We start from the raw sequence: 23,726 nt of genomic DNA, 5'->3' as shown, positions 1-23,726 counted from the left end.
CCTACTCTTTCAAAGAGCCTAGCATCGCGCCCTTCACAAAATATTTCTGCAGAAACGGGTAGGCCAAAATAATCGGCGTCGCGGCAAATATAATCGTGGCCGCCTTCAGCGTGGTTGTATTGTATCCGATGTTGCCCAGCATATCAGCGACTTCGAGCGTCTCGGGCGTCATGATATATTCCCTGAGCTTGACCTGCAGCGGGTGCAGGTTCGAATCGCGGATAAACAGGATCGCCCGCTGAAACGTATTCCAGTACCCCACGGCGTAAAACAGGCTGACAGTCGCGAGTACAGGCTTGGACAAAGGCATATAAATTTGGAACAATACCCGAAAATCGTGGCAGCCGTCGATCTGCGCCGAGTCTTCAAGTTCCGAAGGAATGCCCATGAAGAAGGTCCGGATGATCACCATATTGAACGTACCGATCACGCCCGGCAGAATGAGCGACCAGACGGAATCCAGGAGGCCGAGCGATTTGACCGTCATGTAAAACGGAATCAGCGGCGCGTTGAAAATCATCGTAATCACGATTCCGAACATCACATGCTTGCGAATGAGAAATTTGGCGTGTGCCAGCGGATATGCCGTAAGCACGGACAGCAGTACGCTGAGGAACGTACCGACGACGGTGATAAACACGGTGACGCCAAAGGATTGCCATAAATCCTGCCTGTGCAGGATATAGATCCACGAATCAGCCGTCCATTCGACCGGGAGGAGAAACACTTTCTTCGAGTCTGCGGCAACCGGCGAGCTCAGCGACACCGCCAGCATTTGCAGAAGCGGAGCAAGCATCGTAAAGGCCGCTGCCGATAATAAAACATAATTGACGACGGTAAACAGTTTTTGACTCAGCGTTGTTTTCATCACCATAACCCCTGCTCTGTTTTTCTGGCTAACCTGTTGAAAATCCACAGCAATACAAACCCGATAATCGATTGGAACAAGCCGATCGTCGTCGTCATGCTGTACTGCCCTTGAAGGACACCGGCACGGTAAACGTACGTCTCGATAATATCCCCGACCGAATAGGTCATCGGGGTCAGTAGGTTGAAGATTTGCTCAAAGCCCAGCTCGAGAAAGTTGCCGATCCGGAGCAGGAATAGCGTAGTAATGGTTGGCAGCAGCGATGGCAGCGTGATATACAGTGTCTGCTTCCACCTGCTGGCGCCATCCACAACGGCTGCTTCGTACAAACTCGGGTTGATGCCTGTCAACGCGGCAAGATAGATGATCGTTCCCCACCCGATCTCTTTCCAAATGCCGGAAATCACAACGATCGACCGGAACATTTTCTCCTGCTGCATGAACAAAATGGGCTCATAACCAAACCAGCTACGAATGACGTTGACGATGCCGCCTGTCGCGAGCAGTTCAAACACGATGCCGCCTACCACGACCCAGGACAAAAAATGAGGCAGATAAAATATGCTTTGATACGTCCGCTTCATGACCATGCTGCGAATCTCGTTGAACAGGAGCGCAAGCACGATCGGAGCCGGAAATCCGAACACGAGCTGGTACAGGGCGATCAGCGCCGTGTTTCGCAGCACTTTCCAAAAATCCGGGTAAGAAAAAATAAATTTGAAGTTGTCCAGGCCGACCCAAGGACTCGCCCAAATGCCCTTCATGATCTGATAATCCTGAAAGGTGATGATGCTCCCGGCAAGTGGAACATATTTAAATACGATATAGAACATCACGCCGGGCAAAATCATGAGATACAGCATCCAATGCTTCTTTACGTTTTTCAAATAACGGTTCCCAGATTCCCGCTGCCGGTTTCCATGACGGGGTATCTCATGAGAATAAGCCATCCCTTTATCGACCGCCTTTCTTCCGAAATGAATCTTACGATAGCGCGCTTCTAAATCATACGGTCCGCTGCAGGCTACCGGCAATGAATCATTCGGTTTTGGCATGAGCAAATAAAGAAAATCCACCCAAATGAACATTTCGCTCATCGGATGGAGAATTGGTTGATTGCCCGCTCAGACGGGAAATTTGTTATATTTCTTGTGCTCACGGTATTTTCCTGGGGTGATGTCCTTCAGCTTGCGGAATACTCGGATAAAACTGTTCTCATGCTGGTAGCCGACCATTCTGGCAATTTCCGATAGTTTGTAATCCGTTTCAATGAGCAGCTCGCCGGCACGCTCGACACGCAGTCTCGTGAGATAATCATGAATCGTTTCGCTCATTTCCTGTTTGAACAGTTGGCTGGCCAGACTGACGCTGATCGGAACGGAAGCGGCGATTTCCTGCACACCGATATTTCCGTCCAAATGGCGATTCATAAAGTCGACCATCTGCTGGACCATCATAAATTCTTTGCTGCCGCTCAAACTGCGGAAATGGTCCGACAGTCGGCAGACTTCCCTCTCCAGCAAGCGGACGATATCGCTGAGGTCCAATGTTTCAAGCTCCAGCGCAACTTCAGCCTCATCCCACCCTGAACCGGATTTCATGCCGTCCAATTTGAGCAGTCCCTTCCGAATCGTCGCTAAAAATTCCAGCGCTTCGGAGGGCGACGTCTCCTGATTTGCCAGGTGATCGCCGAAGCGCCCGATCATGCGAAGGGCCTGCTCCGTTGATCCCGATTGCACCGCCTCAAGCAGATTCGCCGTTTGGGTTGCATCCGGCTTCGGTTCCGCCGAATGGCCCGCCATTTCGATTTCCCTGTAAGGGATGACTGAACGGTAGCCGAGGTAAAGACGGTAACTGACAGCGGACTGTGCCTCATAGAACGCAAGCCTCAGCTTCAGAATCTCATCGAAAGGCAGGCTTGAACCAATCGATATGTCTGTGCGCAGCATCCCCTGCACCATACGCGAGGCATCGTCAAGCCGCTGCAGGAGATCGGGTTCCTGCCCCTCCCGGCTGGAGGATACGTGCTGCACAAGCAAAGCAAGTTTATCTTTTCCGAGGTCTAGATTTACGCTGCGGTAGTCGCTCGCTAGCAGTTCCTCCACAATATTCAGCATGGCGTATTTGTACAGAAAACGGTCGTTATCCGAAACGTCCTCCGCCCACTCCTTATACCGGTCGATCGAAATGACGATGACTCGGAGCGGTGCATCGGTCCATTCCTGAAAGTACTGGCGCCAGCGGGATTCGATTTCGCGCTTTCCGGACAAGTTGCCCATGGCTACATCCTGCACGAATTTGGAGGCGGCCTCCGTCTTCGTCAGCCGGATCTGCCGGGACAGCTCTTCATGTGAACGGAGCAGCCGGGATGTGATGCTTTCCAGCTTCCCGAAGTCCGCTCCGTCCTCGGTTCGTTCATAACCCGCCAGAAGCTTGCGCATTCTGCGAATCGGCCGGAACGAAACGGCGTGGATATGGAAAATGAGCCATGCACCGAGCACTAGTGTGACAAATGAAACCAGAAGAACGACCGTACGGATCGTTTTCGATTTGGCCAACACCTGATCCTGCCGCACGATAGAGACATAATTCCACTGCGTAATCGGCGACGGATTATAGGTCAGCAGCAGCCGCTTGCCCTCATGTTTGAAATCGCCGTACAGCTTATCGCCGAGACGATCGATCGTTTGATGAATCGCCTGCTCGTCAATCAGGTCGCTCCCGAGCGCATAGACGAGATTGCCATCCCTGTCCACGATGTATTGGGAATTGTCAATGGACGAGACGCTGTTGAGATGCATCTGCGAGAACAGCACGGAGCTATTGAAGTTCATCGCGATCAGTCCTCTGGTCTGGCCCTGAATCACGATTTTACGGAAATAGGTCAGCTGGCTTCGTCCCTCATGATCCGAAGAAGCGGACAACTGCCTCGATTTCACCAGCATGGGCTGCTCCTGAAGTTCCTTTTCAATACCGGTCCAATCCGAGTCCGGAAACGTGCTGAACCTGGAGCTGTATCCCTGCGGATATGAAATGAAGCTCCGGGTGTCCTTATTGAATATGTATACGCTTTCTAAATAGGGCAGATTGACGACGATCGATTTCAAGTAATCGGTCAGCTGTTTGATGTCTCTCTGCGACGCTTGCGCTTCATCCGTCAAATACCAGTAGACCCCGGTATTGAGCGCAAGCTTGATCGCACTGCTGTCCGTATCCTGAATGTAGCCTTCGATAAAATTCATTTTATCGCTCAAAAGCTGATGATGCATCTCGCTAAGCTCACTCTGCAGCACAGATTTAGACGTATAATACGAGGTCAGGCTAACCGCCAGTATGATTCCAAATACCGCAATCGTCAGGACAAAAACCAACCTTGCCTGCGTCGTCGACAGCAGCGTTCTTGCCCAATTGGATAGCTTCGTCATCGTAGCACATGCCTCCCGACTTACTGTATGTTCTCCTAATGTTACCACATACCTCCCCGTTTCTTTTACATAAAAATGGAATGATCCCGGATTTTTTGTAAACGCCATTATGTCGGAAAGGCAATCCGTCCGGAAGCCTCTGTGAAATAAGTTGGTTGTAATGCAACTGCACGCCTGAGTAAAACAAAAAACCGGGCATATGCCCGGAAATACAACAGGTTGAATACAGCATTGCATGCTGGCTTTAACAGATGATGACCTAGGGAGAAATCGGCTGCAAGCGTCAATCCCAGGCCACCGCTTTATTCTGCTACTGTCAAGCCGAGCACGCCGATGATGATGTCGTTCGCTACGGCCCGTACTTTTAATCTATCGATTTCTTTCGGCTTCACGGCGATATCTTTCATTTGCGCGTATAGCGATCGGACATAGATTGGGTTCAGCTCATGCCAATCCGGGCCATCCGGCTGGGCATAGCTTTCATTCCAATGCTCCGAGTCGCGAATGTCGCCGATGCACACTCGGCAGATCGGAACGGGTCCGTAAACGGCACGGTCGCAGTCTCGTTCCGACTCCGGACCTTTCTCCATGGACCTGAAGTCCTGCGGAGCAATCAACGGATGGATCGCGGCTTCGCCGTCACGATATATAATTTCAATTTCTGCGTTAATTACGCCGCATTGCATTTGGTTTGTATAGCCGGTCAGCAGCAAATAGATACGGCGGCCGGTGCAGCCAACCGGAAGCTCAAGCGAATCCGGAAACACGTCCCATCGGGAAGCAAAGGCACCGTTTGGAAGCTGCGGATCCCGCTGCTGCAGAAATGTTATCCCCGCCTCCGTTACCACAAGTCCCCGCTCGTCTACCTTGCGGCTCAGCAGCCGGTCATTGATGAGTTCCATGCCGACTGAGCGCGTTACGCACCAGTTGGACGGAATTAAATGAATCGGGACCTGGAGCGAGCAAAAAGGGATTCTTGGCGACAGATATTCCATGCGGAACAGATCGCCGGCCCTTGCGTTAAAAGCATGATCGATCGGAATATGACGCTGCTTCACGTCGGCCGGTAGTTTCAGGGTCCAATCCGTGTGCAAAGCTTCCACCTCCCAGTGTTCCCCGTTTGGTAGGGATAGCTTTAACGGAAAGCGGTTAGTCCCCGGCAGCGCCTTCGCCCCGTTCATCCGGAACTTCAGCGGATCGGTGCGCTCACCTTGCCGCAGCTTGATTGCGTTAGATACTTGCCCGCAGGCTGCTTCTATTTGAATGCTTTCCTGCGTATGATTGGCGAGCCGGACACGAAACTCGCCTTCATCAGGGCTCCAATCGACAAGCTCGGCCTCGACAGGCGGCCGGACGTCGACATGCAAAGGCTCCCAGGATGACATTCCGTTCTGAAGGACGCGAACGAAAGCTACATGGCTCCCGAAGACATCCAACTGGACTTCGCCCTTCATGGATGTCTCCCCTGCTTCAATCGATGTATGCCGGAACACGCCTTGCGGATCGTAAATCTCTTTGGCCAGCATCCCCTCTGGCAGCCGCAGCCTCCACTTTCGTCCAGCGGCAGCGATAAGCTCAGGGGACATGACTGCACGTACAGTCTCTGCATAACGAACGGAAATGCAAATCTCCTTACCCGCCGGCAGATCGATGCCGCCCGCCACAAGATACGGATGTCCAATGCCTGCTTTTAACTCGAACGCCATGGGTGATCCGTTTGCCTTGACCGACAGCACGGCCGAACGAGCCCTTAGCTTCAGCCGCAGCGAAGCGTTTACGGACGACCGGAATACGTACGTCTCTTTCTGTCCCTCCCGGGTATAACTGTACCCGATTCGCTCGGAAAAGAAGGATGCGCGTTCCCAGCTTTCTGGAAAATTGGGCGAAACTTCGTACCATCCGTGCTGCAGTTTAGCCCGGATTCCGTAAAGCCCCTCGGTCACCGTTCTGGCGAACATGCTGGCCGTATCGGTAAAGTCTACGCTTTTGCCCTCGTAAACGCACATGAACGCCCCCGGGGACACATGGCGGGAGGTAGAGTCGTAAGCGGCGCCAAGGAGAAGCCTATAGCCCTCTTCCGCCTGCCCGATCCGGTAATAGCTCAACGCCGCGTGCAGGACATCCGCGTAATCGATGTCCCGGACGCTCCATACGTAAGGCGCCCAATTGCTGTTCCATACGAGCTCCCCGAGACCTTCGCTGGTCTCAACGGCAACGCGCTCGAGCGCGTGCTTCGTGTACTGCAGCGTCTGGTATATTTGAAAATCGTCCAAAATGCCGGATTCGATCGTATGCACGATCGTCGGCAGACTCGCCGAAGGATGAACCAGCTTGGCGCCGTATCCGTCCTGCGACTCCGCGATGTTTCCTTCCCGGACGAGCCACAGCCTTCCGTGCACCGCTTCGCGAATTTGCTGTGCGCGCCGGCGGTAAGGCACCGGATCTTCGCCCAGCTGCCCGGCCAGCTCCGCTGCTCCTAAATGAGCTCGGTAATTATAAGCGGAAGCAAGGGCACATCCCGCTCCCGAGGCGAATACGCCGTCGCTGGCCCAATAGTTGGCGTAGTTTTCGTACAAGCCGTCGCCATCAGCGTCGAAGCATCGCTCCTCCCAAGCCAGATGCCGTTTCAGCGCAGGGTACAGCTGTGGCGCGAACGTCCGGTCGCCCGTCCATTCCCACTCCATTAGCAGCTGGTCCATGAACACCTGCTGCATATCGTACTTGGCCGTCCCTTCCATGCCTTTCGTGTAAGGAATCATCCCTTCACTGACGAATACGCTGCGGCCGCTCTGCCTTGCCAGCCCGAATTCAGGATCCGGATCCGGCCGCGCGATGCCTTCGGATTTATTTCTTAGCTGCATGCCGATAAAATGGCGTGCTTCAGATTGTACACGGTCATGCCAGCCGAGCTGAATCGGACCATACATGCTGCGCCAGCCCGACAACCGGCTGTTCCAGGACCACGCGCCGTGAGCGAACACCGGGGGCAGCCATGCCCCTTCCAGCGCGGCACAGGCGGTCCGGAGCGCAGCGTTCATAAGCTCGCTCGGCGTTTTCACCGTCACAGTTGTTGCAATCCGCTCGTAACAAGCGGAAGCTTCCTCATGGAGCTGCTTGGCTTCGGAAGCCATGAGCGGAACGATCTCCGTTTCTCCGTAACGGAGCACGATGTAATGCGGTCTGCTCCAATCCGCATCCTCGGCGCCATGGAAGATGAGCAGCGGCATCTTCGCGGACGGTGCCATATCCGGTAACGGAATCGCCAGTAAAGACCCGGAGTCCGGCGCGCACGCTCCGAATTTTTGTGGCTCATCAGCATGATCCGGCACGTTAGCGCTTTCGCCGTGAAACCACACGCCGGCTTCCATGGCGTTCGTTACGTCAAACGTGCCCGGTATTGTCGTTTGCCCTGTGATCCGGCCGCCCTTCATCCAACCAGCGGACAGCTCGAAGCCGTCACCGTATGCCAAAATCTCGTTCCCATCACAATCGGCCGGCTTCAACTCCGTTACATGCTGAGGCGTATATCCTGGATCCAGCGTCCTCGAGTGGGTCTGCCCGGATGCCCCGCCGTATGCCGCCGCGACTGTCAGTCCGTTCAGTCCTTCGGGAGCTTCGAGTTTAACCAGCATGCCGGCATCGGCCGCAAGCGGCATCATCTCGAGACGAAGCATTCCTCGCTCTCCAAGCATCGGATCCGCAATCTCGTAGACCATACGTGCGCCGTCATATCGGGCTTCGATCCGCTCACATTCGCGCAGCGGCTTCATTGACCGCCCGTTCCCGAGCCCCAGCAGCAGCCGGCCGCCGTCGCCGGGCAGGAACATCATCCACTCGGGAACATCGCCTGCAAAAACGCGGAACCGTTTGCCGATATGCGGCAAATAGGCGCCATACAAGGCGCGATTGTATACTTGAGGTCCGTTTATGACGCGAAAAGCGCCGTCCTTTGCGTGATATGGCGCAGGGTTTCGGCCGGACAGATACGATCTATTCGGCATGGGCGGCCGCTCCCTTCGCCGGTTCTTGCCTGGCGGCGAGATGAGACCGGAGGCGCTTCGTTTCAATGCCGGCGAGCAGCACGATCCCGATGCCGTGCGTATCGTTGAGCTGCCAGGACAATCGCTCCTTGTAATAGAGCGGTGAGAAGGAGTAGCCTGAACCGCGGCAGACGCCATAAATATTGCCGTGTTGATCGATGCAGTCTCGGGTCAGCGCCTCGAATCCGCGCAGCGCGGCATTCGCGAAACGGCCTGCGTCCGGGAGCCATCCCTGACGAACGCCTTTGGCGAAGGCATAGATAAACATTGATGTACAAGATGTTTCCGCATAGGAATCAGGATCGGTCAGCACCTGATGCCATAGTCCTTCCGAATCCTGTAAAGCCGCATAGCCGCCGCAGAGCTCGCGGTACCACCCCAGCAGCACGCTGCGCCGGGGATGATCTTCCGGCAATACGGCCAGCAGTTCCGTCAGCGAAAACAGCACCCACCCGTTTCCCCTTCCCCATGGAACGTTACACGGCTTCCCGAAACGGATATTATAGACGTGATGCATGATGTTCCGCTCAGGCATGTACAGCCGTTTTCGATACAGCAGAAACTGCTCTGCCGCGTCGTCAAGATAATGCCTTTTTCCCGTTAAAGCAAAGTATTGGCAAAGGAACGGTACACTCATATACAAATCGTCGCACCAGATCGTATTCACCATCAGTTCGCTGAAGCTTCGAAAACGGTACAGCGTTCCGTCTTCCAGCCGGTCCTGCTCCTCCGTGATGTAGCGTGCGATCCGTTCTGCCGCCTGCTCGGCGCCCGGGAGGGGACGCTCTTTATGCGCCCGGAGCATGGTCGCGCCAAACGATCCGCAATCGTCCAGGCTGTCGATGAGAGCCAGCTGATGATTGGCGCAAGGGGCGCCGTGTCTCTCGGCATCCCACATGACCATCTCGTCGATCGCCGTGCATTGACCGATATGGTCTGCCGCATAATCGATATATTCGCTGCGGCCGAGCTCCCTGCCGGTCTCAAGCAAACCGTACAGCGTCACCCCAAGGGGGTAGTTCCAACGGCCGAACAGACGGCTTTCGGCATACGGCCGTACCCGCATATTCGGCTGGTCTGTCCTCCAATACGTGGCTTCCTGACCTGATCCGAGCAGCCGTTCGACCGATGCGGACGCCACTGCGGGCGGAGGCGTTTCGAACGGACCAGCATACAGCCAGCAGCCCTCCATCCCTTCGATCGGATGGGGCATGATCCAGCAGACGCCGCTGCCCTTCTCGAATGGATCAAACTCGAACCCCCATGCTTTTCCGCGGCAGGCCGACTGGACGATGATGTTATGGACACCTATGCTTAAAGGGAAGGCGGCCGTAAAACGGCCGGCATCCTGATTCGCTTCGCAGACGAGCCTACCGTTTGCGAATATGCGAAGCGTTCCCTCGCTGTTCCCGGATAGCTTGACGGTGCCGTCGTATGCGGGTCCCCCGCAATCGAGCTTCGCCCAAGCCATTCCCGTCAAGCCGTGCCCGCTGCCAAAAATTCGCGCAAAATCGCCGGCCCGCCGTTCATCATTCGTCCATTCCCTCCTCGGCAGCCATTCGAGCCCTGTTTCCGCTTCGGATACCGCTTCGAGATTCTGGCCATCAAACAGGCGGACAACGTGGGGATCCGCAGTTTGTGCGGGAACCTCTTTGACGTTCCCCGGCACAAGCCGGTTCCGGACCGGCCCCGTGTAGATCCACCCTTCCTGGCCATCCCGCTCCGCACTCGGCGCAAGGAAATGAATCGGCGCTCCCTTGATTGATCCTGTGCCAAAGACGGCGCCGCAGCCTGTGGCTGTTTTTTCGAATTCGAGGACAAACGAATTCCAGCCTTTGCGCAGCTGTCCGCGAATTTCTGTGCGTGTGTCCGGCAGCACGTCATCACGGTGGTTGGATTCGAAAGCCAACCGGCCATTGATAAACAGCCTTGTATGGCTGTAACAGCTGATCCGTAGGGGCTGGTTCCCCTCGTCATCCGACCACAGTTTGGCCCATGCGTATACGAATTCCCCTTCTTGCAGGTTTGGGAGTTTATGGTCAGCGTTCATATCGTATCGGTAATCCTGCTTCCGGAGAAAGCCTTCCGCGTACATCGTCCTGTACACCGGTGCCTGCCGCGGGTTCTCCCCGATGTACCGATTCGCGATGGTCGCCAGCACCTGTTCCTCGGATGCCGATCCCCCATGGCCGATCGCCTTTTTTTCATCAACGTAGCCCATGGCAAGCCTCCTTAACTAAATTTGACCAGATCGTCAATATGAACCGCCTGTCCGGTCCGGATTGAGCGGTTGGCGGCGATTCCTGTCAGAATCGATTTGGCGCCGTCTACGTGGTCGGCCGCTCGGCGAAACCGGTCTTCGGCCGGATCCCCGAAAATATCACGCAAGAGGGCCGGATCTCCACCGCCATGACCGCCCGCGGCCAGCTCTACCTCAACTTCGTACGGCTGGCCGAACATCGGAATGACGCGGATCGATCTCGTTTTGACGGCGCCTTCCTGCGCCTTGTCTCCTCCCGCGTTGACGTAGGATTGTTCGCCAACGGCCATTTCAATGCGCCCTTTCGTGCCGTTAAACGCGATTCGGTACCCTTCCCACGGCATGTAAGCATTGAGCGCGTACGTCAGGATGGCGTTGTTTTTGTAGCGAACTAGGACGCCCATCGTGTCTTCGATGCTGATCCCGTCGCTAAATACGCTCCGGTCACGGATGTAGCCGTCCTCTTGTTCGGCATCCAAATACAGCGCCTTCAAGCTTTCGTTTTGATCCATATGAAGCGCAAACGGGTCCTCCTTCGCGTTCGGGTGGCCGGTTGACCGGTCGTAAAATGAGGTGACGCCGCGCTTCTCCGCGTTTTCCTTGCCGTAAAACAGCAAATCGCCGAATGCGAATACCGTCTCCGGCTCCGAGCCGATCCAAAAATTGACCAGATCGAAATGATGCGTCGATTTATGAACGAGCAGCCCGCCGCTGTTGCGTTTGTCCCGGTGCCAGCGCCGGAAATAATCCGCCCCGTGCTTTGTGTTCAACAGCCATTCGAAATGAACCGAAGTGACCTGTCCGATCGTGCCGTCCTCAATCAACTCTCTTGCTTTGGTATGATGCGGAGCGTATCTATAATTGAAGGCTACCCGCACGTTCCGCCCTGTTCTGTGGACACCGTCCAAAATTTGCTGGCATTTGTTCTCATCGACCGTCATCGGCTTCTCCGTAATCACGTCACAGCCTAACTCCATGGCCCGGATGATATATTGATGATGCGTCCGGTCGACCGTCGTCACGATGACGGTATCCGGCTTTTGCTCGGCTATCATGCGGTCGAAATCGCTCGCGGGATAAGTTGGAACCGGACGGCTGCCGTATTTTTCCGCAAGCAGCTTATTGGCGTAATCCATGCGCTTTTGGTTCGTATCGCAAAAAGCAAGCAGTTCCGCCGTCTCCTTAAATTCGGTGACGATCGCAGAGTAAAAAAAGCGGGATCGCCCTCCCGTACCTACCAGCACATACGTTTTTTTCTTTGGCATTGTAGTCATCGTCCTTTCCTATGAGGATTGCTGCTCTTCCAGCAGCTCGATTTCGATAGCAGCCATCAGAAATGCTGCTGTACCTTTGGGATCGTCCTGTCTTGTCGGTTCGCCTATGTAATAGTCATACGAGCCGTCCCGATAAGGACGCCCGCCAAGTCCAGCCACCTTGCAAATGCCGTTAAGGCGGATTTCCCCGTCCTTTTCCGAAACGCATTGGGTGATCAATCCTTCGAATCCCTGCCGTGCGGCTTGTGCCGCTTCGCCCTGCAAATAACCGAGACGGCTGCCCTTGGCCAACGCGTATACGAACATGGCTGAAGCGGATGTCTCCAAGTAATTGCCCTCACGGCCTCTTTGATCCAAAATTTGAAACCATAATCCGGACGACTCGTCCTGCACACGAATGACCGCTTCCGTTAGACGATGAAACAGGCTGACAAGGAGGCCCCGCTTTGGATGATCCAGCGGCAGATCATCCAAAACGTCGGCAGCAGCCATCATAAACCAACCCATGGCCCGTCCCCAAAAGTGGGGTGAACGGCCTGTATCCGGGTCCGCCCATCGCTGTTCTTTGCTCTCGTCCCAAGCATGGTACAGCAGCCCTGTTACAGGATCCCGGGCATTACGTTCCATCAGTTGAACTTCACTTGCGGCTTCATCGTACCAAGAGGCCTCGCCGGTTAAGGACGCATAGGCAGCCATAAAAGGTGCCGTCATATAGACGCCGTCCAACCACATCTGAAACGGGTATATTTTTTTATGCCACAGCCCCCCGTCGCTTGTTCGCGGATGGCCTTTCAGCTGCATGGCTAACAGCTCGATCGCCGCCCGGTACTTACCGTCGCCGGTTTCACGATGCAGCGTGAACAGCGGTTTGCCCGAATTGATTTGATCGACGTTATAATCGTTCAAGCGGTAGCCGCGGATGGAGCCGTCCTCCTGTACGTACAAATCCATGTTCGTTTTGACGTAATTGAAATAATGGACATCGCCCGTTTTGCGCCACATTTTTTCTATTGCCGTAAGCAGGCAGCCGATTTCATAATTCCAGGACAGTCGCGAATAAAAAGGCAAGTCCGTGACCAGCGGGTAACGCTCCATAAACGGACGCGCCCATTTTTCCGACCAGCGCTCCATGTACATCTCCCCTTTCTGACCTCCATCGTAGACGCCGCCGCTCCCCACCGGCAACCGATCGAATCACCATCAGATAGGCAATTCCCTCACAATGGTGCCGTCTGAACGATCGGTTTATTTCCCGTAAAATCGGTTGATTCACATGGGCTGGTTTGAAACCGCTGACCCAAACGCTTATCGGGTTTAGTCTTACAAAATAGCAAAAGCCGGGCGTCGTATGCCCGGCCTTTGTTTTATTTCTTTATTTTTCTTTGTCCCATTCAATCCCCTTTGGATTCAATCCGGCTGCGCGTCAGCAAATAAAATTGCTTGGCCAGAAAGGCCGGTGTGTATGGCATGTCGTTGCGCAGCCAAGCCACGATCGTACCAATAAGAGCGGCGGATCCATGCCAAATGGCGATGTCTTTGGGAATGGCTGCCTTGTAACAAAAAGAATCGGTGCCCATCTCTTCGATTCTCGCCGAAATTAACTCGGTCAGCATATTTAACAGCCTCTCGCTGAATATGGGCGCGCGCCTCGATCCCAAGATCACCTTATAAAATTTGTGGTGCTCCGCAATATGCTCCAGCAGTCTCAGCATCATGAACCAATCTTCTTCTTCGACCGCGGCCGGTTTCTCCGGCTGGATGCCCACGGCCCGCTTAAAATCTTCGATCATATCATCGGCCATTTTTTCCAGCATGTCGGGAATATCACGGTAATGCAAATAAAAAGTGACGCGGTTAATGGTGGCCCGTTCGGCGATCCGGCTGATGGACATTTTCTCGATATCTATCTCCTGCAGCAAATCGATAAAAGCATCCTTGATAAGCTGCCTTGTGCGAAGAACCCTGGGGTCGATCGGCTGTTTGGAAACGTCTGGCATTCTCTTCCTTCCTTTCTCCTGATAGGTGTAATAGACAATTTATCAAACAATTGCAGTAAATCTTCCCACTAATCAACATTCAAATGGTGAAATGAAAGTTAATTTACATATTGCATGAAAACGTTGTTTGTAAGCTCCAAAGGTTCTGTCTATAATCTCATTTATACAATGTTAATTATCCAACACATTGTAAATTAAGTCCAGAGAGAAAAGAAAGGAAGGAGTAGGTTGAGTCATCATATGGAAACAACCAGCAATACCGTCAAGAAGGGCCCGATTCTAATCATCATGATTTTGGGAGCCTTTCTCGCAACGCTGAATCAGACGGTCATGAGCGTGGCCACCCCCGAATTGATGGTTGATTTCAACATTTCGGCCACCACGGCTCAATGGCTGACCACCGGCTATATGCTGGTCAACGGAATTCTGATTCCGATTACGGCTTATTTCATGCAAAGGTTCTCCACCCGCCAGCTGTTCCAAGCCTCGATGATGATCTTCCTCGTGGGAACCATTGTGTCTGCGCTCGCGGTCAACTTCCCGGTTCTGCTTACGGGACGCATGATTCAGGCGGCAGGCGCCGGCATCATCATGCCGCTGTTAACCAATGTGATTTTGGTGCTGTTCCCTCCCGAAAAGAGGGGCGCGGCTATGGGGATGATGGGACTTGCCATCATTTTCGCTCCAGCGATCGGCCCGACATTGGCCGGTTACGTCCTGGAGAATTTTAAATGGCAAACGATGTTCTATGGCATGATTCCGCTTGCCGTTCTTGTCATTATCTGCGGTTTTATTTATCTGAAAAACGTGTCGGAGCCGATACGCTCCAAAATGGACGTTCTCAGCGTCGTTCTGTCCACTGTTGCATTCGGCACGATGCTGTACGGTTTTAGCCAGGCAGGGAGCAAAGGATGGTCCAGCTCCGAGGTGCTGGTGACCATTGCCGTCGGCGTCATTTCCCTCGGTCTGTTCGTATGGAGACAGCTCGTGTCCAAGAAACCGCTGCTGGATCTTCGGGCCTTCAAGTACAACATGTTCTCCTTGACCACGGTGATCAACATCATGGTTACAATGGTGATGTATGCGGATATGATGCTGCTTCCGTTATATCTGCAAAATGCACGCGGCTATTCCGCACTGGAATCCGGATTGCTGATGCTACCGGGTGCGCTTGTGATGGGATTACTGATGCCAGTCACCGGACGCCTGTTTGACCGCTTCGGCGCCAAATGGCTTGCGGTCGCCGGATTGATCATCACGATCGCGACTACGGCCGGATTCATCAATTTGACGGATCATACCACCTATGCGTATCTGCTGCTCATGTCGACAGGACGCCGAATCGGTATGGCCCTCCTGATGATGCCGATCCAGACTGCAGGTCTCAATCAGCTGCCTGCCCGATTAAATGCGCACGGAACGGCGATTTCCAACACCGTGCGACAAGTGGCCGGCGCAGTCGGTACGTCCCTGCTGGTTACGGTGATGTCCGACCGGACGAAAACGCATTTGACGGACATGTTGGCATCTGGCGGGGGCTCGGCGGCGAATCAGAAGCAAATGGTTCTGGAAGCTACGATCCAAGGCATTAACGATGCCTACGTCGTCATTATCGGCATCGGTATCGTCGGGCTGCTGCTTTCGTTCTTTATCAAACGCACATCTCGGAGCATCGAGGATTCTTCCGAAGCTGTGATCAAAAAAGCCGTGATTAAAGAGGCCTAGGGGTTCATCCCTTGGTCTCTGTCCATCCGTTCCAATCCCGAAAGCGGACCTTAAGGCATGGGTCGTTCGGTCGTGGTTCCTCTACTGATAATATGTTAAATTAACATATGTTAATTTCATCATAATCCAAATAATTCAAACCGGGAGGGAGTACTATGCAGAAGGAAATCATCTCCTTAGCTAAAATCACCCAATTTCAATCCGCCGTGGAAGAATTCAACCCATTTGAATGGTACAGGCACCATTTGGAACATGAACCGATCAGCTACAATGAGGAAACCGATTCCTGGAACGTATTCCGGTATGAAGATGTAAAAAGAGTATTGAGCGATTATGAATACTTCTCCAGCGTGAGAGCCCGGACGACGATCAGCGTCGGTGCTGATAATGAGGCGGGCCAGCACAACTCCGGACGGGTCAATCTGAATTCGGATCCACCGGATCACCGCAAAAGCCGCAGTCTGCTGTCGGCCGCCTTCACGCCAAGAAGCTTGAAGCTATGGGAGCCGCGAATCCACGAGGTTGTCAGCCAGCTGATCAAGGACATGGACGACGAACCGGTCATTGATATCGTCAAGAGCTTCTCCAGCGCGCTTCCGACCATCGTGATCGCCGACCTGCTCGGCGTTCCGTCAGAGGACCGTTTTCTGTTTAAGGAATGGGTCGATCATCTGTTCCTTCCTCTTCCGGCCGACAACGCCGAAGACGTTCAGGAGCTGAAGCGGCAGGCGGCCGTTCATTATTACAACTATCTCTACCCGCATGTCATCGCCAAAAGAAGCCAGCTCTCCGATGATATTATTTCCGACCTGATCCAGGCCGAAGTCGATGGCGAACGGTTGACTGATGACGAGATCGTCCGGATGACCATGTTTATTCTCGGGGCGGGCATCGAAACGACCAGCCATTTGCTGTCCAGCACGTTCTATTCTTTCCTATATGATAACGACCAAATCTATGAGGAGGTCCAGTCTAACCGGGAGCTTCTTCCGAATACGGTAGAAGAAATGCTCCGCTATCGGTTCCACATGGCGAAGATGGATCGGACGGTAAAGCAGGATAATAACGTGCTCGGCGTAGACCTTAAAAAAGGCGATGTCGTCGTAGCCTGGATGAGTGCCGCGAACATGGACAAAGAGGTTTTTGATGATCCATTTACACTGAATATCCACCGTCCCAACAATAAACGTCATCTGACTTTCGGTAACGGTCCGCATTTCTGCCTGGGAGCTCCACTCGCCCGGCTTGAAGCCAACATCGGCCTGGGGCTGTTCATGGACCATTTTCAGCGGATCGAGCCGGTTCCCGGGTTCAAGCTGGAAGATCACCTGACCCCATCCGCCGCCGGACAGACGCTGATCTCTTTACCAGTACGCGTAGTACGCCGGTAAGCATTTCATCGAAAGGGTGAGACCAAATGCCTTATGTGATTACCTCGGGCTGTATTGATGAAAAAGCAGGAGAATGCGTGGACGTATGTCCGGTAGACTGCATCGAGGAAGGCCCGGACCAATTTTTTATCGAGGCGGATATTTGTATTGAGTGCGGTGCTTGCGAGGTAGCTTGCCCGGTGGGAGCCGTTTTTTACGATACGGACGTGCCGGACGAGGAGAAGCACATGATCCAAAAAGCGGAGAATTTTTATAAATCGAAATGATGCAATCATTAGAACAGCCTGCCGATCCAGAAATCGGCAGGCTGTTGCTGTTACGACTAGCATGGAAAGATCGAGATCCCTTCCTTTTACGGTATTACCTTGAAGTTATCAAAATGCGTATGCTTATTGGCTGTTCTGACGCCTGCTTTGCCATGCGTGAATGGGTTCAGACTGTTGTCTGTATAATCGATTTTCGGTTGATTCATATCATCAACATAGACTTTTATATTCGTCCCCTTCGCCACCACTTTCATATGATACCAGGTGTTTATCGAATAGGTCTGCGGCGCGCTTTTGATGAATGTCCAGCTGTAACTCATCTTGCCCAGGTTGACTCCGCTTGTCGTCAAATAGGCATAGTACCCCTGGAAGGCGTCATAGTTGTTTTGCCCCCGTTCCGTGCCATGGGAAGGATTCGACACCCTGAAGAGCAATCCCCCGTCCCCTCCGGAGTCGATCATTTTGACGTCGGCCTCCACCGTATAATCCGCCCAGTTTGCATCACCGATTGTGGACTTGGCAGGTCCCGAGCTCCCTGCGCTGTACTCGCCGTTCTCTACGGCCCATGTTCCTTCGAAGCGCGTCCACCCGTCGTCATTGCCATCGTTAAAGTCATCGCTAAGCGTTGTGACCTGCGTGCTCTTATGGAACGTCATCCGTGAGAAATCGGCCTCGCCTTTGACGAATTCGACCCGAAGTTCCCTCTGTCCGGCGTTCAGATAGACACCCTTCTTCGTTACCGTCTGCCAGTTATCCCAGTCCCCCGTGCTCGGCACGTCGATGATTCCCGTTACATCCGTCGATCCGTCCCACAGGCGGATTTGCACGCCGCTCATCGTCGTGGCCATTCGGAAGTCGATATCGTAATAACCGCTTGATTCCACATTGACTTTATATTTATACCATTCTCCCGTTTGATTCCAGCCTAGGTTGAAGAGTCCTTCGCTATTGAGACGAATGTCGCCCGCGTCCGTACGGTATGCGCCCCCGATATTATCCGCGGTCGTGTCATGATAGGCGACCCCCTCGCCTCCTTTCATGTAGTGCACCGCTTCGATCGTGCCTGGGACCGGTTTGTAAGCTTCCCATGCGCTGCTTCCGTTTACATCGTTACTGAAAGCGACATAGCCGAAATCCGCATGCGTATCTTCCGTCAGGACACCGATTTTACCTCCGCCCAAATTGGCGGTCCGCGTCCCTTTCAGCATGCCGTCCACATAATATTTAAATATCGTACCGGATTTCTCAATGCGAATGCTGTGCCATTTCGAGTAATCGAAACCTGCCGGCAGATCGAACGTTTGCCATGCTTGGTCCACGCCGTTGATCCGGAAGGACGTCGCAAGGCGGTTATTTTTCGAACTCAGCAGCGCTACGCCATAATTGTTCTCGTCCGTATATGAGAAGGTGGCGCCATATCTTGGGCTTGCGGAAGTCCCACGCTTCATTTCTTTCGTATTGAACTCAGCCGTATAATCAGAAGCGCTGGATGCCGACGATATTTGCTTGTACCAGGTTGTATCGCCAATCGAGTCCTGCCACATCAATTCTTGATTGTAGATGCCCCAATGGCCACCGTTGACATTGGTCCACCCGCTGCCGATCGATGTACGTTCGAAGTAATCGTAGAACGTGGGCATTGCCGGATCTTGCTGCGGGGTTGTTGTTGGGCCCTGAACGATCATTTTATCGTTGTTCCAAACGATACGGTCCATATTGAGATGACGCAGCGGGCCGACCACACCAGGTCCTTCCAAGTTGTGATATACGATATAATGCGTATCAAGGTTAGGCCCCATCACGACCGTGTTATGGCCAAGCCCCACGGTGGGACCTTCCGTGCTGATTAACGCCGGATTCAGGCTGTCGGCAACGTAACCGGAACGCGGACCTGTCGTACTCACCGCATAATCTACCCGGTAACCCTTGCTGAACACATGATTTCCGGTATAGGTCATATAGTATTTGCCGCCCCGCTTGAACACGGTCGCCCCTTCGGTCCAGCCTCCCATGCCGACGCCCGTAGACGAGCTCGCTCCGATCGAGGTCGGGCTGCTCATCGGCGCTGCATCGATGCGCCCCTGTCCGGCGTGGTAAAAGCTGAACGATCCGTCGTCGTCGATAAAGACATGGCCGTCGATCGTTTTGCCAAGATTGCCGGTAACGACGTTGAAGGGACCGGTAGGACTCGTGCTGCTGAGGACGTAATGACCTTTGCCTGCCGGCGATGTGTACATATAGAACATACCGTTCCAATAGACGACCTCAGGTGCATAAGCACCATGCGTAATCGGATCCGTTGCGGCCAAACCGCGATAGGACCAGTTCACCAAGTCCTTGGAGCTCCACACTTTGACGCCGTCATCCGTATCTCTTGTACTCACATACAAATAGTAATAGCCGTTAAATTTCAAAACGTAAGGGTCTCCGAGCCCATACTGCCCCCATTCGTCAAGCAGTGTTTTTGGGTTTTGATAAGCAGAGGTTTCAGTGGGTACAGTCGTGATCAGAGAAAATGTAACCGCTAGCATAATAAGCCATCGCATGGATTTCACTATGATATTACCTCCCTTATTTGTCCGAAAGATTACATCTGTGAAAATGAACTGACAACGGCAAGAGCCAAAAGAATATGTTTTCTTTTGGCTCTTGGTGTTTTCGGCGTTTGGTCATGCCATATTAATCTGTTTAATTTTCTCCAGCGGAAATTTCGGCGTACGGTCTTCTTTCAGGAACCCGTTGATCTCCTGCTGTACATCGGTAAGCTGCGTATAACAGTAGCCGACAATCGAATCGACGCTCTTGATCGCCATCGTTAATCCCTCGAACCGGCGCAGAAACTCCTCTTCGGTAAAGACTTGACGGCCGTAACCCCAGCCTTTGTCCGATTGGAATGCAATGCCGCCGTATTCGGTGATCATAATAGGCTGGCCCCGGTACTCGTATCCTTCGGCAAAGGCATATTTCCATTTGTTGCAGGTCGTTTCGCCGTTCAAGACAGCCTCAAGATTCGAGTACCGTTTCATGAATCCGTCTCCATTTTCGACATAATCATGCAGCGTCAAAATATCGGATACGGTGTGCTCCCAGCCATCGTTGGTGATCACAGGGCGGTAAGGATCGATCGCTTTGGTCAAATGATAAATACCCTCTGTAAATTTTTGCTGTCTCGAGTCGCGAAGGATCGATGCAATCCCCCACGATTCATTAAAGGGAACCCAAGTAATGATGCTGGGATGATTGTACTGCTGCTGAACGATCTCCAGCCATTCTTTCGTAAATGCCTCGACCGCCAGATCGTGGAATTCGAAGGTCGCAGCCATTTCGGACCATACGAGCAGCCCTTTCACATCGCACCAATAGAGGAAGCGGGCGTCCTCTATTTTCATATGCTTGCGAACGCCGTTATAGCCCATCTCTAACATGCTGTCAATATCTTCGATAAGGGCTTCCTCGCTCGGCGGCGTCAAATGGCTGTCCGTCCAGTACCCCTGATCCAAGATCAACCTTTGGTAGATCGGCACGTTATTCAGCAGCACCCGGCCATTTTCGATCGAGATTTTTCTCATCCCGAAATAGGAAAAGACGCGGTCCACCACCTGATCGTCCAAGCTCAGGACAAATTCGACATCATACAGATTCGGGTGCTGTGGAGACCAAAGGCATTTTTTCCATGGCCCGTTCGCCTCATGAATCAAATCGACTTCCACCGTCAGGCAGGGACGGTCGATCACTAAGCCCACTCGCTTTACGGGCTTACCCTGCAAAGTGACGATCGCCTCCAGCCTCAAATCGCCTGAAGTTTCCACCCCCTCCACTTGGTAATCGAAACGGACGATGGACCGGTCGACGTCCGGCGTCATTTTGACCGATTCCAGCCGCTGCTCTTCTACATATTCCAGCCATACCGTCTGCCAAATGCCCGTCGTCTGGACGTAGAAGCATTCGAAATTGTCCTTCGTCCAGCGCTGTTTGCCGCGGGGCTGGGTGCAGCTGCTGCTGTCCTCTGCTTTTACTGTAATTTGATTGTCGGCACCAAAGACCAGATAAGGCGTGATATCAAAGGAGAAGGCGGCATACCCGCCCTGGTGGCTCCCGGCCATTCTCCCGTTGATCCAGACCTTAGCTACGTGATCCACCGCCTGAAAATGCAGGATGACCCGTTTTTCCCCGGCTTCTTTCGGGATATGTACCTTTTGGTTGTACCAAACATAAGGGTGGAATTCTTCGATCCCGATTCCGCTAAGCTGGGTTTCGTACGTAAAAGGAACATTGATCTTGTGTGTTTCAGCGAACGTCTCCTGCCAATGTTCCTTTTCTCCCGCGTTTAGGTCATCGAAACGAAACCCCCACTCTCCGTTCAGGTTCATCCAGTCGTCCCGCACGAATTGCGGCCGGGGATAATCCTTGATATAGCCTCTGGTTGTCATTGTGCCACTCCTGCCTTTTGCTCTGTCTTGATTTCAACCGCATAGACCGATGTTTTCCGTAAAGGATATCCGTCCTGCCAGGAGGAAACTGGAACGACACGGGACGCGCACATGATTCGTTCCGGTTCGAACACCGAATTAATGTCCTCGTAGGAGTCGCCTGTGATCTCATGTAAGATGGTGTCACCGAAAGGTTCGAATGAGCGCAGGTCAAGCTTGGCCTCTACTTCATGCAGGCTGCGGTTCACGATAAACAAAGTGATGACGCTCCCATCCTCATTTACGCCGGCGGTAACGTCCAAATCCGGAATCGCATCAAGCCCGATGCGCGTCTGCTTCGGCGACTGTACGGCAAAGGTACCGCACTCCGCATTCACCGGCAGGATCCGCCGGATGTCCCGGTTGGCGTACAGCTTTAACACCTCATAGGTCGGCGTTCCGTATACAGTAAGCGGCAGGCCGCTCCAGCCGGGCTTCTTGCCGCGATATTGATCGGCATAATAATCGCCTACACGGATGCAACCGCCAAGCCAACCGTTCACCAGATCGGAGAAGCTGCCAATGTGAACCATATCGCTGCTGCGAAGCATTTCGTTCAGGTTGGCGGCGTTGGCGACGGCTGCCCCCAGCGTGTGCTCATCCGGCAGCCCCTTGCGGATCGTGTTCGGAAAATACATGGTGTTGTACTCGGTGACGGCGAGCTTCACATGGCTGTGTTTCGGATTCGCGCGGATAAGTTTCACAGCCTGCCGGATATCTTCGCGAGTCCATTCCGGGAACGTCGCAATGGCTTTATATCGTTCCTCTGCCGGCGTATCGCGGTTCATTCCGAAGCGCCCGAAGCCGTGGTATAAATGCATCGTCAAATAATCGATCTGCTCGCCCGCAATATCGAGCACCGGCTTGTTCCATTCCGGGTCAGTATGACCACAGGCCAATATGACGATTGAAGAGTCGACCGCCCTCATCGCTAGCGTGAACGCCTTGCAGCGCTCGGCGAAATCGGCGGCGGAGCAGGTTCCCACTTGCCAGTCGCCCCATACTTCGTTGCCGATCTCCCAATAACGTACGTTATACGGCTCAGGATGACCATTCGCCGCCCGCAGGGCTCCCATCGGCGTGTCGATGCTTCCGTTGCAGTATTCCACCCAACGTGCGGCTTCCTCGGCCGTACCGGAACCGTCGTTGACACTGATCAGCGGTTCCACCTGCAGCTCTTGGCAAAAACGGATAAATTCGTCCGTCCCGAAATATTTGCTGGTCCATCCGCCCCAAGCTTCGTTGTACATTACTGGCCGCTCCAGCACCGAACCCACGCCATGTTCCCAATGGTAAGCGCTGATGTAATTTCCCGAGAGCCGCATCATTCCCGCATTCAGCGGCCGGGCCATATCGATGACCTCGCGTTTCACCATGCCGATGCTGTCTTCCGGGAGCAGAGACACGTGATCGAGCCATAACATGCCGGTGGATACATGATCGGTCCAGCGGGGATGGTCCATCGGAACATAGACCCGAATCTCCGCGTCGGCGCAGTTTCGAGAGACGGGCAGGCTAGCTTCGTATTCTTGCCAGTTATGGCTTTTGAGTTCCATATTCACACGCCCAAGAAGCTCCTCCGTCCGCCGGTCTACCGCTTCCAATACGAGATAGCGGAGTTCGACGGATGCGCGGGCGACAATCCGGACCGTGTATGTCATCGGTCCCTTTAGCGCAGCGTTCTGCGCGATGCCTGCGTATGCCTCGTCTTCGCTCATGATCCGGATTCGCTGTGCGCGGCCGGAATGCCTAAGGGCCGGCGCCTCCAGCGCATATTGCGTATTGCGGCCGTTCGTATAGGGAAGCCAGCTTCCCGATACGGCGCTCTCTCCGGACTTCTCGCTCTCAAAATCCATGTCTCTTAAGGGATAGGCCAACATCGCTTCCATATGGTCGCGAATATCTTCTACGAAGTGCCCGAAGAGATAAGGATTAACCGTATGTTCTCCGGGCTGGCTGCTGTCGATTGTAATCGTCGCATTCGTTTGCACAATATACCTCCATAAGTAAG

The 23,726-nt window shown here is 53.5% G+C and carries 14 protein-coding genes; 3 read left to right on the top strand and 11 right to left on the bottom strand.

The window, feature by feature from the left end; translation table 11 throughout:
• Nucleotide 1 precedes the first annotated feature (1 nt).
• The 8 genes from CJP46_RS07000 to CJP46_RS06965 form a co-directional block, all read right to left on the bottom strand.
• Nucleotides 2–868, bottom strand: coding sequence for a carbohydrate ABC transporter permease (locus tag CJP46_RS07000; protein ID WP_094594830.1), 867 nt, complete (start codon nucleotides 866–868; stop codon nucleotides 2–4).
• Nucleotides 868–1,818, bottom strand: coding sequence for an ABC transporter permease (locus CJP46_RS06995; protein WP_094595109.1), 951 nt, complete (start codon nucleotides 1,816–1,818; stop codon nucleotides 868–870). The genes CJP46_RS07000 and CJP46_RS06995 overlap by 1 nt, the downstream gene beginning before the upstream one ends.
• Nucleotides 1,819–1,992: 174 nt before the next feature.
• Nucleotides 1,993–4,293, bottom strand: a complete 2,301-nt coding sequence (locus tag CJP46_RS06990; protein ID WP_179281055.1) for an AraC family transcriptional regulator — start codon at nucleotides 4,291–4,293, stop codon at nucleotides 1,993–1,995.
• Between the two features lie 302 nt (nucleotides 4,294–4,595).
• Nucleotides 4,596–8,294, bottom strand: coding sequence for a DUF4450 domain-containing protein (locus tag CJP46_RS06985; protein ID WP_094594828.1), 3,699 nt, complete (start codon nucleotides 8,292–8,294; stop codon nucleotides 4,596–4,598).
• Nucleotides 8,284–10,554: a glycoside hydrolase family 88/105 protein gene (locus CJP46_RS06980; RefSeq protein WP_094594827.1), complete on the bottom strand. Its 2,271-nt coding sequence runs from the start codon at nucleotides 10,552–10,554 to the stop codon at nucleotides 8,284–8,286. The genes CJP46_RS06985 and CJP46_RS06980 overlap by 11 nt, the downstream gene beginning before the upstream one ends.
• Before the next feature lie 11 nt (nucleotides 10,555–10,565).
• Nucleotides 10,566–11,858, bottom strand: coding sequence for a Gfo/Idh/MocA family protein (locus CJP46_RS06975; RefSeq protein WP_094594826.1), 1,293 nt, complete (start codon nucleotides 11,856–11,858; stop codon nucleotides 10,566–10,568).
• Nucleotides 11,859–11,876: 18 nt separating this feature from the next.
• A complete protein-coding gene (locus CJP46_RS06970; RefSeq protein WP_256992219.1) occupies nucleotides 11,877–12,998 on the bottom strand; it encodes a glycoside hydrolase family 88/105 protein in 1,122 nt (373 codons plus the stop codon).
• 260 nt (nucleotides 12,999–13,258) lie between these two features.
• Entirely contained in the window at nucleotides 13,259–13,864 is a 606-nt protein-coding gene (locus CJP46_RS06965; RefSeq protein ID WP_094594825.1) for a TetR/AcrR family transcriptional regulator, read from the bottom strand.
• 240 nt (nucleotides 13,865–14,104) lie between these two features.
• On the opposite strand from CJP46_RS06965, the gene CJP46_RS06960 reads away from it, so the two are divergent.
• The 3 genes from CJP46_RS06960 (at nucleotide 14,105) to CJP46_RS06950 (ending at nucleotide 17,246) form a co-directional block, all read left to right on the top strand.
• Nucleotides 14,105–15,589 carry a DHA2 family efflux MFS transporter permease subunit gene (locus CJP46_RS06960; RefSeq protein WP_094594824.1) on the top strand — a complete coding sequence of 495 codons (1,485 nt, stop codon included), beginning with the start codon at nucleotides 14,105–14,107 and terminating at the stop codon, nucleotides 15,587–15,589.
• A gap of 155 nt (nucleotides 15,590–15,744) precedes the next feature.
• Nucleotides 15,745–16,980 carry a cytochrome P450 gene (locus CJP46_RS06955; RefSeq protein WP_094594823.1) on the top strand — a complete coding sequence of 412 codons (1,236 nt, stop codon included), beginning with the start codon at nucleotides 15,745–15,747 and terminating at the stop codon, nucleotides 16,978–16,980.
• A gap of 26 nt (nucleotides 16,981–17,006) precedes the next feature.
• On the top strand, nucleotides 17,007–17,246 hold the full coding sequence (locus CJP46_RS06950) for a DUF362 domain-containing protein (RefSeq protein ID WP_094594822.1): 240 nt from the start codon (nucleotides 17,007–17,009) through the stop codon (nucleotides 17,244–17,246).
• A gap of 86 nt (nucleotides 17,247–17,332) precedes the next feature.
• Here the strand turns inward: CJP46_RS06950 and CJP46_RS06945 are convergent, their stop codons facing one another.
• From CJP46_RS06945 to CJP46_RS06935, 3 genes are all read right to left on the bottom strand, one after another.
• Complete coding sequence (locus CJP46_RS06945) at nucleotides 17,333–19,792, bottom strand: family 43 glycosylhydrolase (protein ID WP_094595107.1); 2,460 nt, start codon at nucleotides 19,790–19,792, stop codon at nucleotides 17,333–17,335.
• Between the two features lie 123 nt (nucleotides 19,793–19,915).
• Nucleotides 19,916–21,676 carry a glycoside hydrolase family 2 protein gene (locus tag CJP46_RS06940; protein WP_094594821.1) on the bottom strand — a complete coding sequence of 587 codons (1,761 nt, stop codon included), beginning with the start codon at nucleotides 21,674–21,676 and terminating at the stop codon, nucleotides 19,916–19,918.
• Complete coding sequence (locus tag CJP46_RS06935; protein WP_094594820.1) at nucleotides 21,673–23,706, bottom strand: alpha-L-arabinofuranosidase C-terminal domain-containing protein; 2,034 nt, start codon at nucleotides 23,704–23,706, stop codon at nucleotides 21,673–21,675. Before CJP46_RS06935 ends, CJP46_RS06940 begins: the two co-directional genes overlap by 4 nt.
• Nucleotides 23,707–23,726: the final 20 nt, after the last annotated feature.

This window comes from Paenibacillus sp. XY044 (genome assembly GCF_002257645.1).
Classification (GTDB): Bacteria; Bacillota; Bacilli; order Paenibacillales; family Paenibacillaceae; genus Paenibacillus_AQ.
This window is presented reverse-complemented; position numbering and strand designations above follow the sequence as displayed.

Excerpts from the sequence above, each read along its gene's own strand:
- CJP46_RS06955 (WP_094594823.1), top strand. The coding sequence starts at position 15,745 with ATGCAGAAGGAAATCATCTCCTTAGCTAAAATCACCCAATTTCAATCC.
- CJP46_RS06940 (WP_094594821.1), bottom strand. The coding sequence starts at position 21,676 with ATGACAACCAGAGGCTATATCAAGGATTATCCCCGGCCGCAATTCGTG.
- CJP46_RS06970 (WP_256992219.1), bottom strand. The coding sequence starts at position 12,998 with ATGGAGCGCTGGTCGGAAAAATGGGCGCGTCCGTTTATGGAGCGTTAC.
- CJP46_RS06985 (WP_094594828.1), bottom strand. The coding sequence starts at position 8,294 with ATGCCGAATAGATCGTATCTGTCCGGCCGAAACCCTGCGCCATATCAC.
- CJP46_RS07000 (WP_094594830.1), bottom strand. The coding sequence starts at position 868 with ATGAAAACAACGCTGAGTCAAAAACTGTTTACCGTCGTCAATTATGTT.
- CJP46_RS06950 (WP_094594822.1), top strand. The coding sequence starts at position 17,007 with ATGCCTTATGTGATTACCTCGGGCTGTATTGATGAAAAAGCAGGAGAA.
- CJP46_RS06975 (WP_094594826.1), bottom strand. The coding sequence starts at position 11,858 with ATGCCAAAGAAAAAAACGTATGTGCTGGTAGGTACGGGAGGGCGATCC.
- CJP46_RS06990 (WP_179281055.1), bottom strand. The coding sequence starts at position 4,293 with ATGACGAAGCTATCCAATTGGGCAAGAACGCTGCTGTCGACGACGCAG.
- CJP46_RS06945 (WP_094595107.1), bottom strand. The coding sequence starts at position 19,792 with ATGCGATGGCTTATTATGCTAGCGGTTACATTTTCTCTGATCACGACT.
- CJP46_RS06965 (WP_094594825.1), bottom strand. The coding sequence starts at position 13,864 with ATGCCAGACGTTTCCAAACAGCCGATCGACCCCAGGGTTCTTCGCACA.
- CJP46_RS06995 (WP_094595109.1), bottom strand. The coding sequence starts at position 1,818 with ATGGCTTATTCTCATGAGATACCCCGTCATGGAAACCGGCAGCGGGAA.
- CJP46_RS06980 (WP_094594827.1), bottom strand. The coding sequence starts at position 10,554 with ATGGGCTACGTTGATGAAAAAAAGGCGATCGGCCATGGGGGATCGGCA.
- CJP46_RS06960 (WP_094594824.1), top strand. The coding sequence starts at position 14,105 with ATGGAAACAACCAGCAATACCGTCAAGAAGGGCCCGATTCTAATCATC.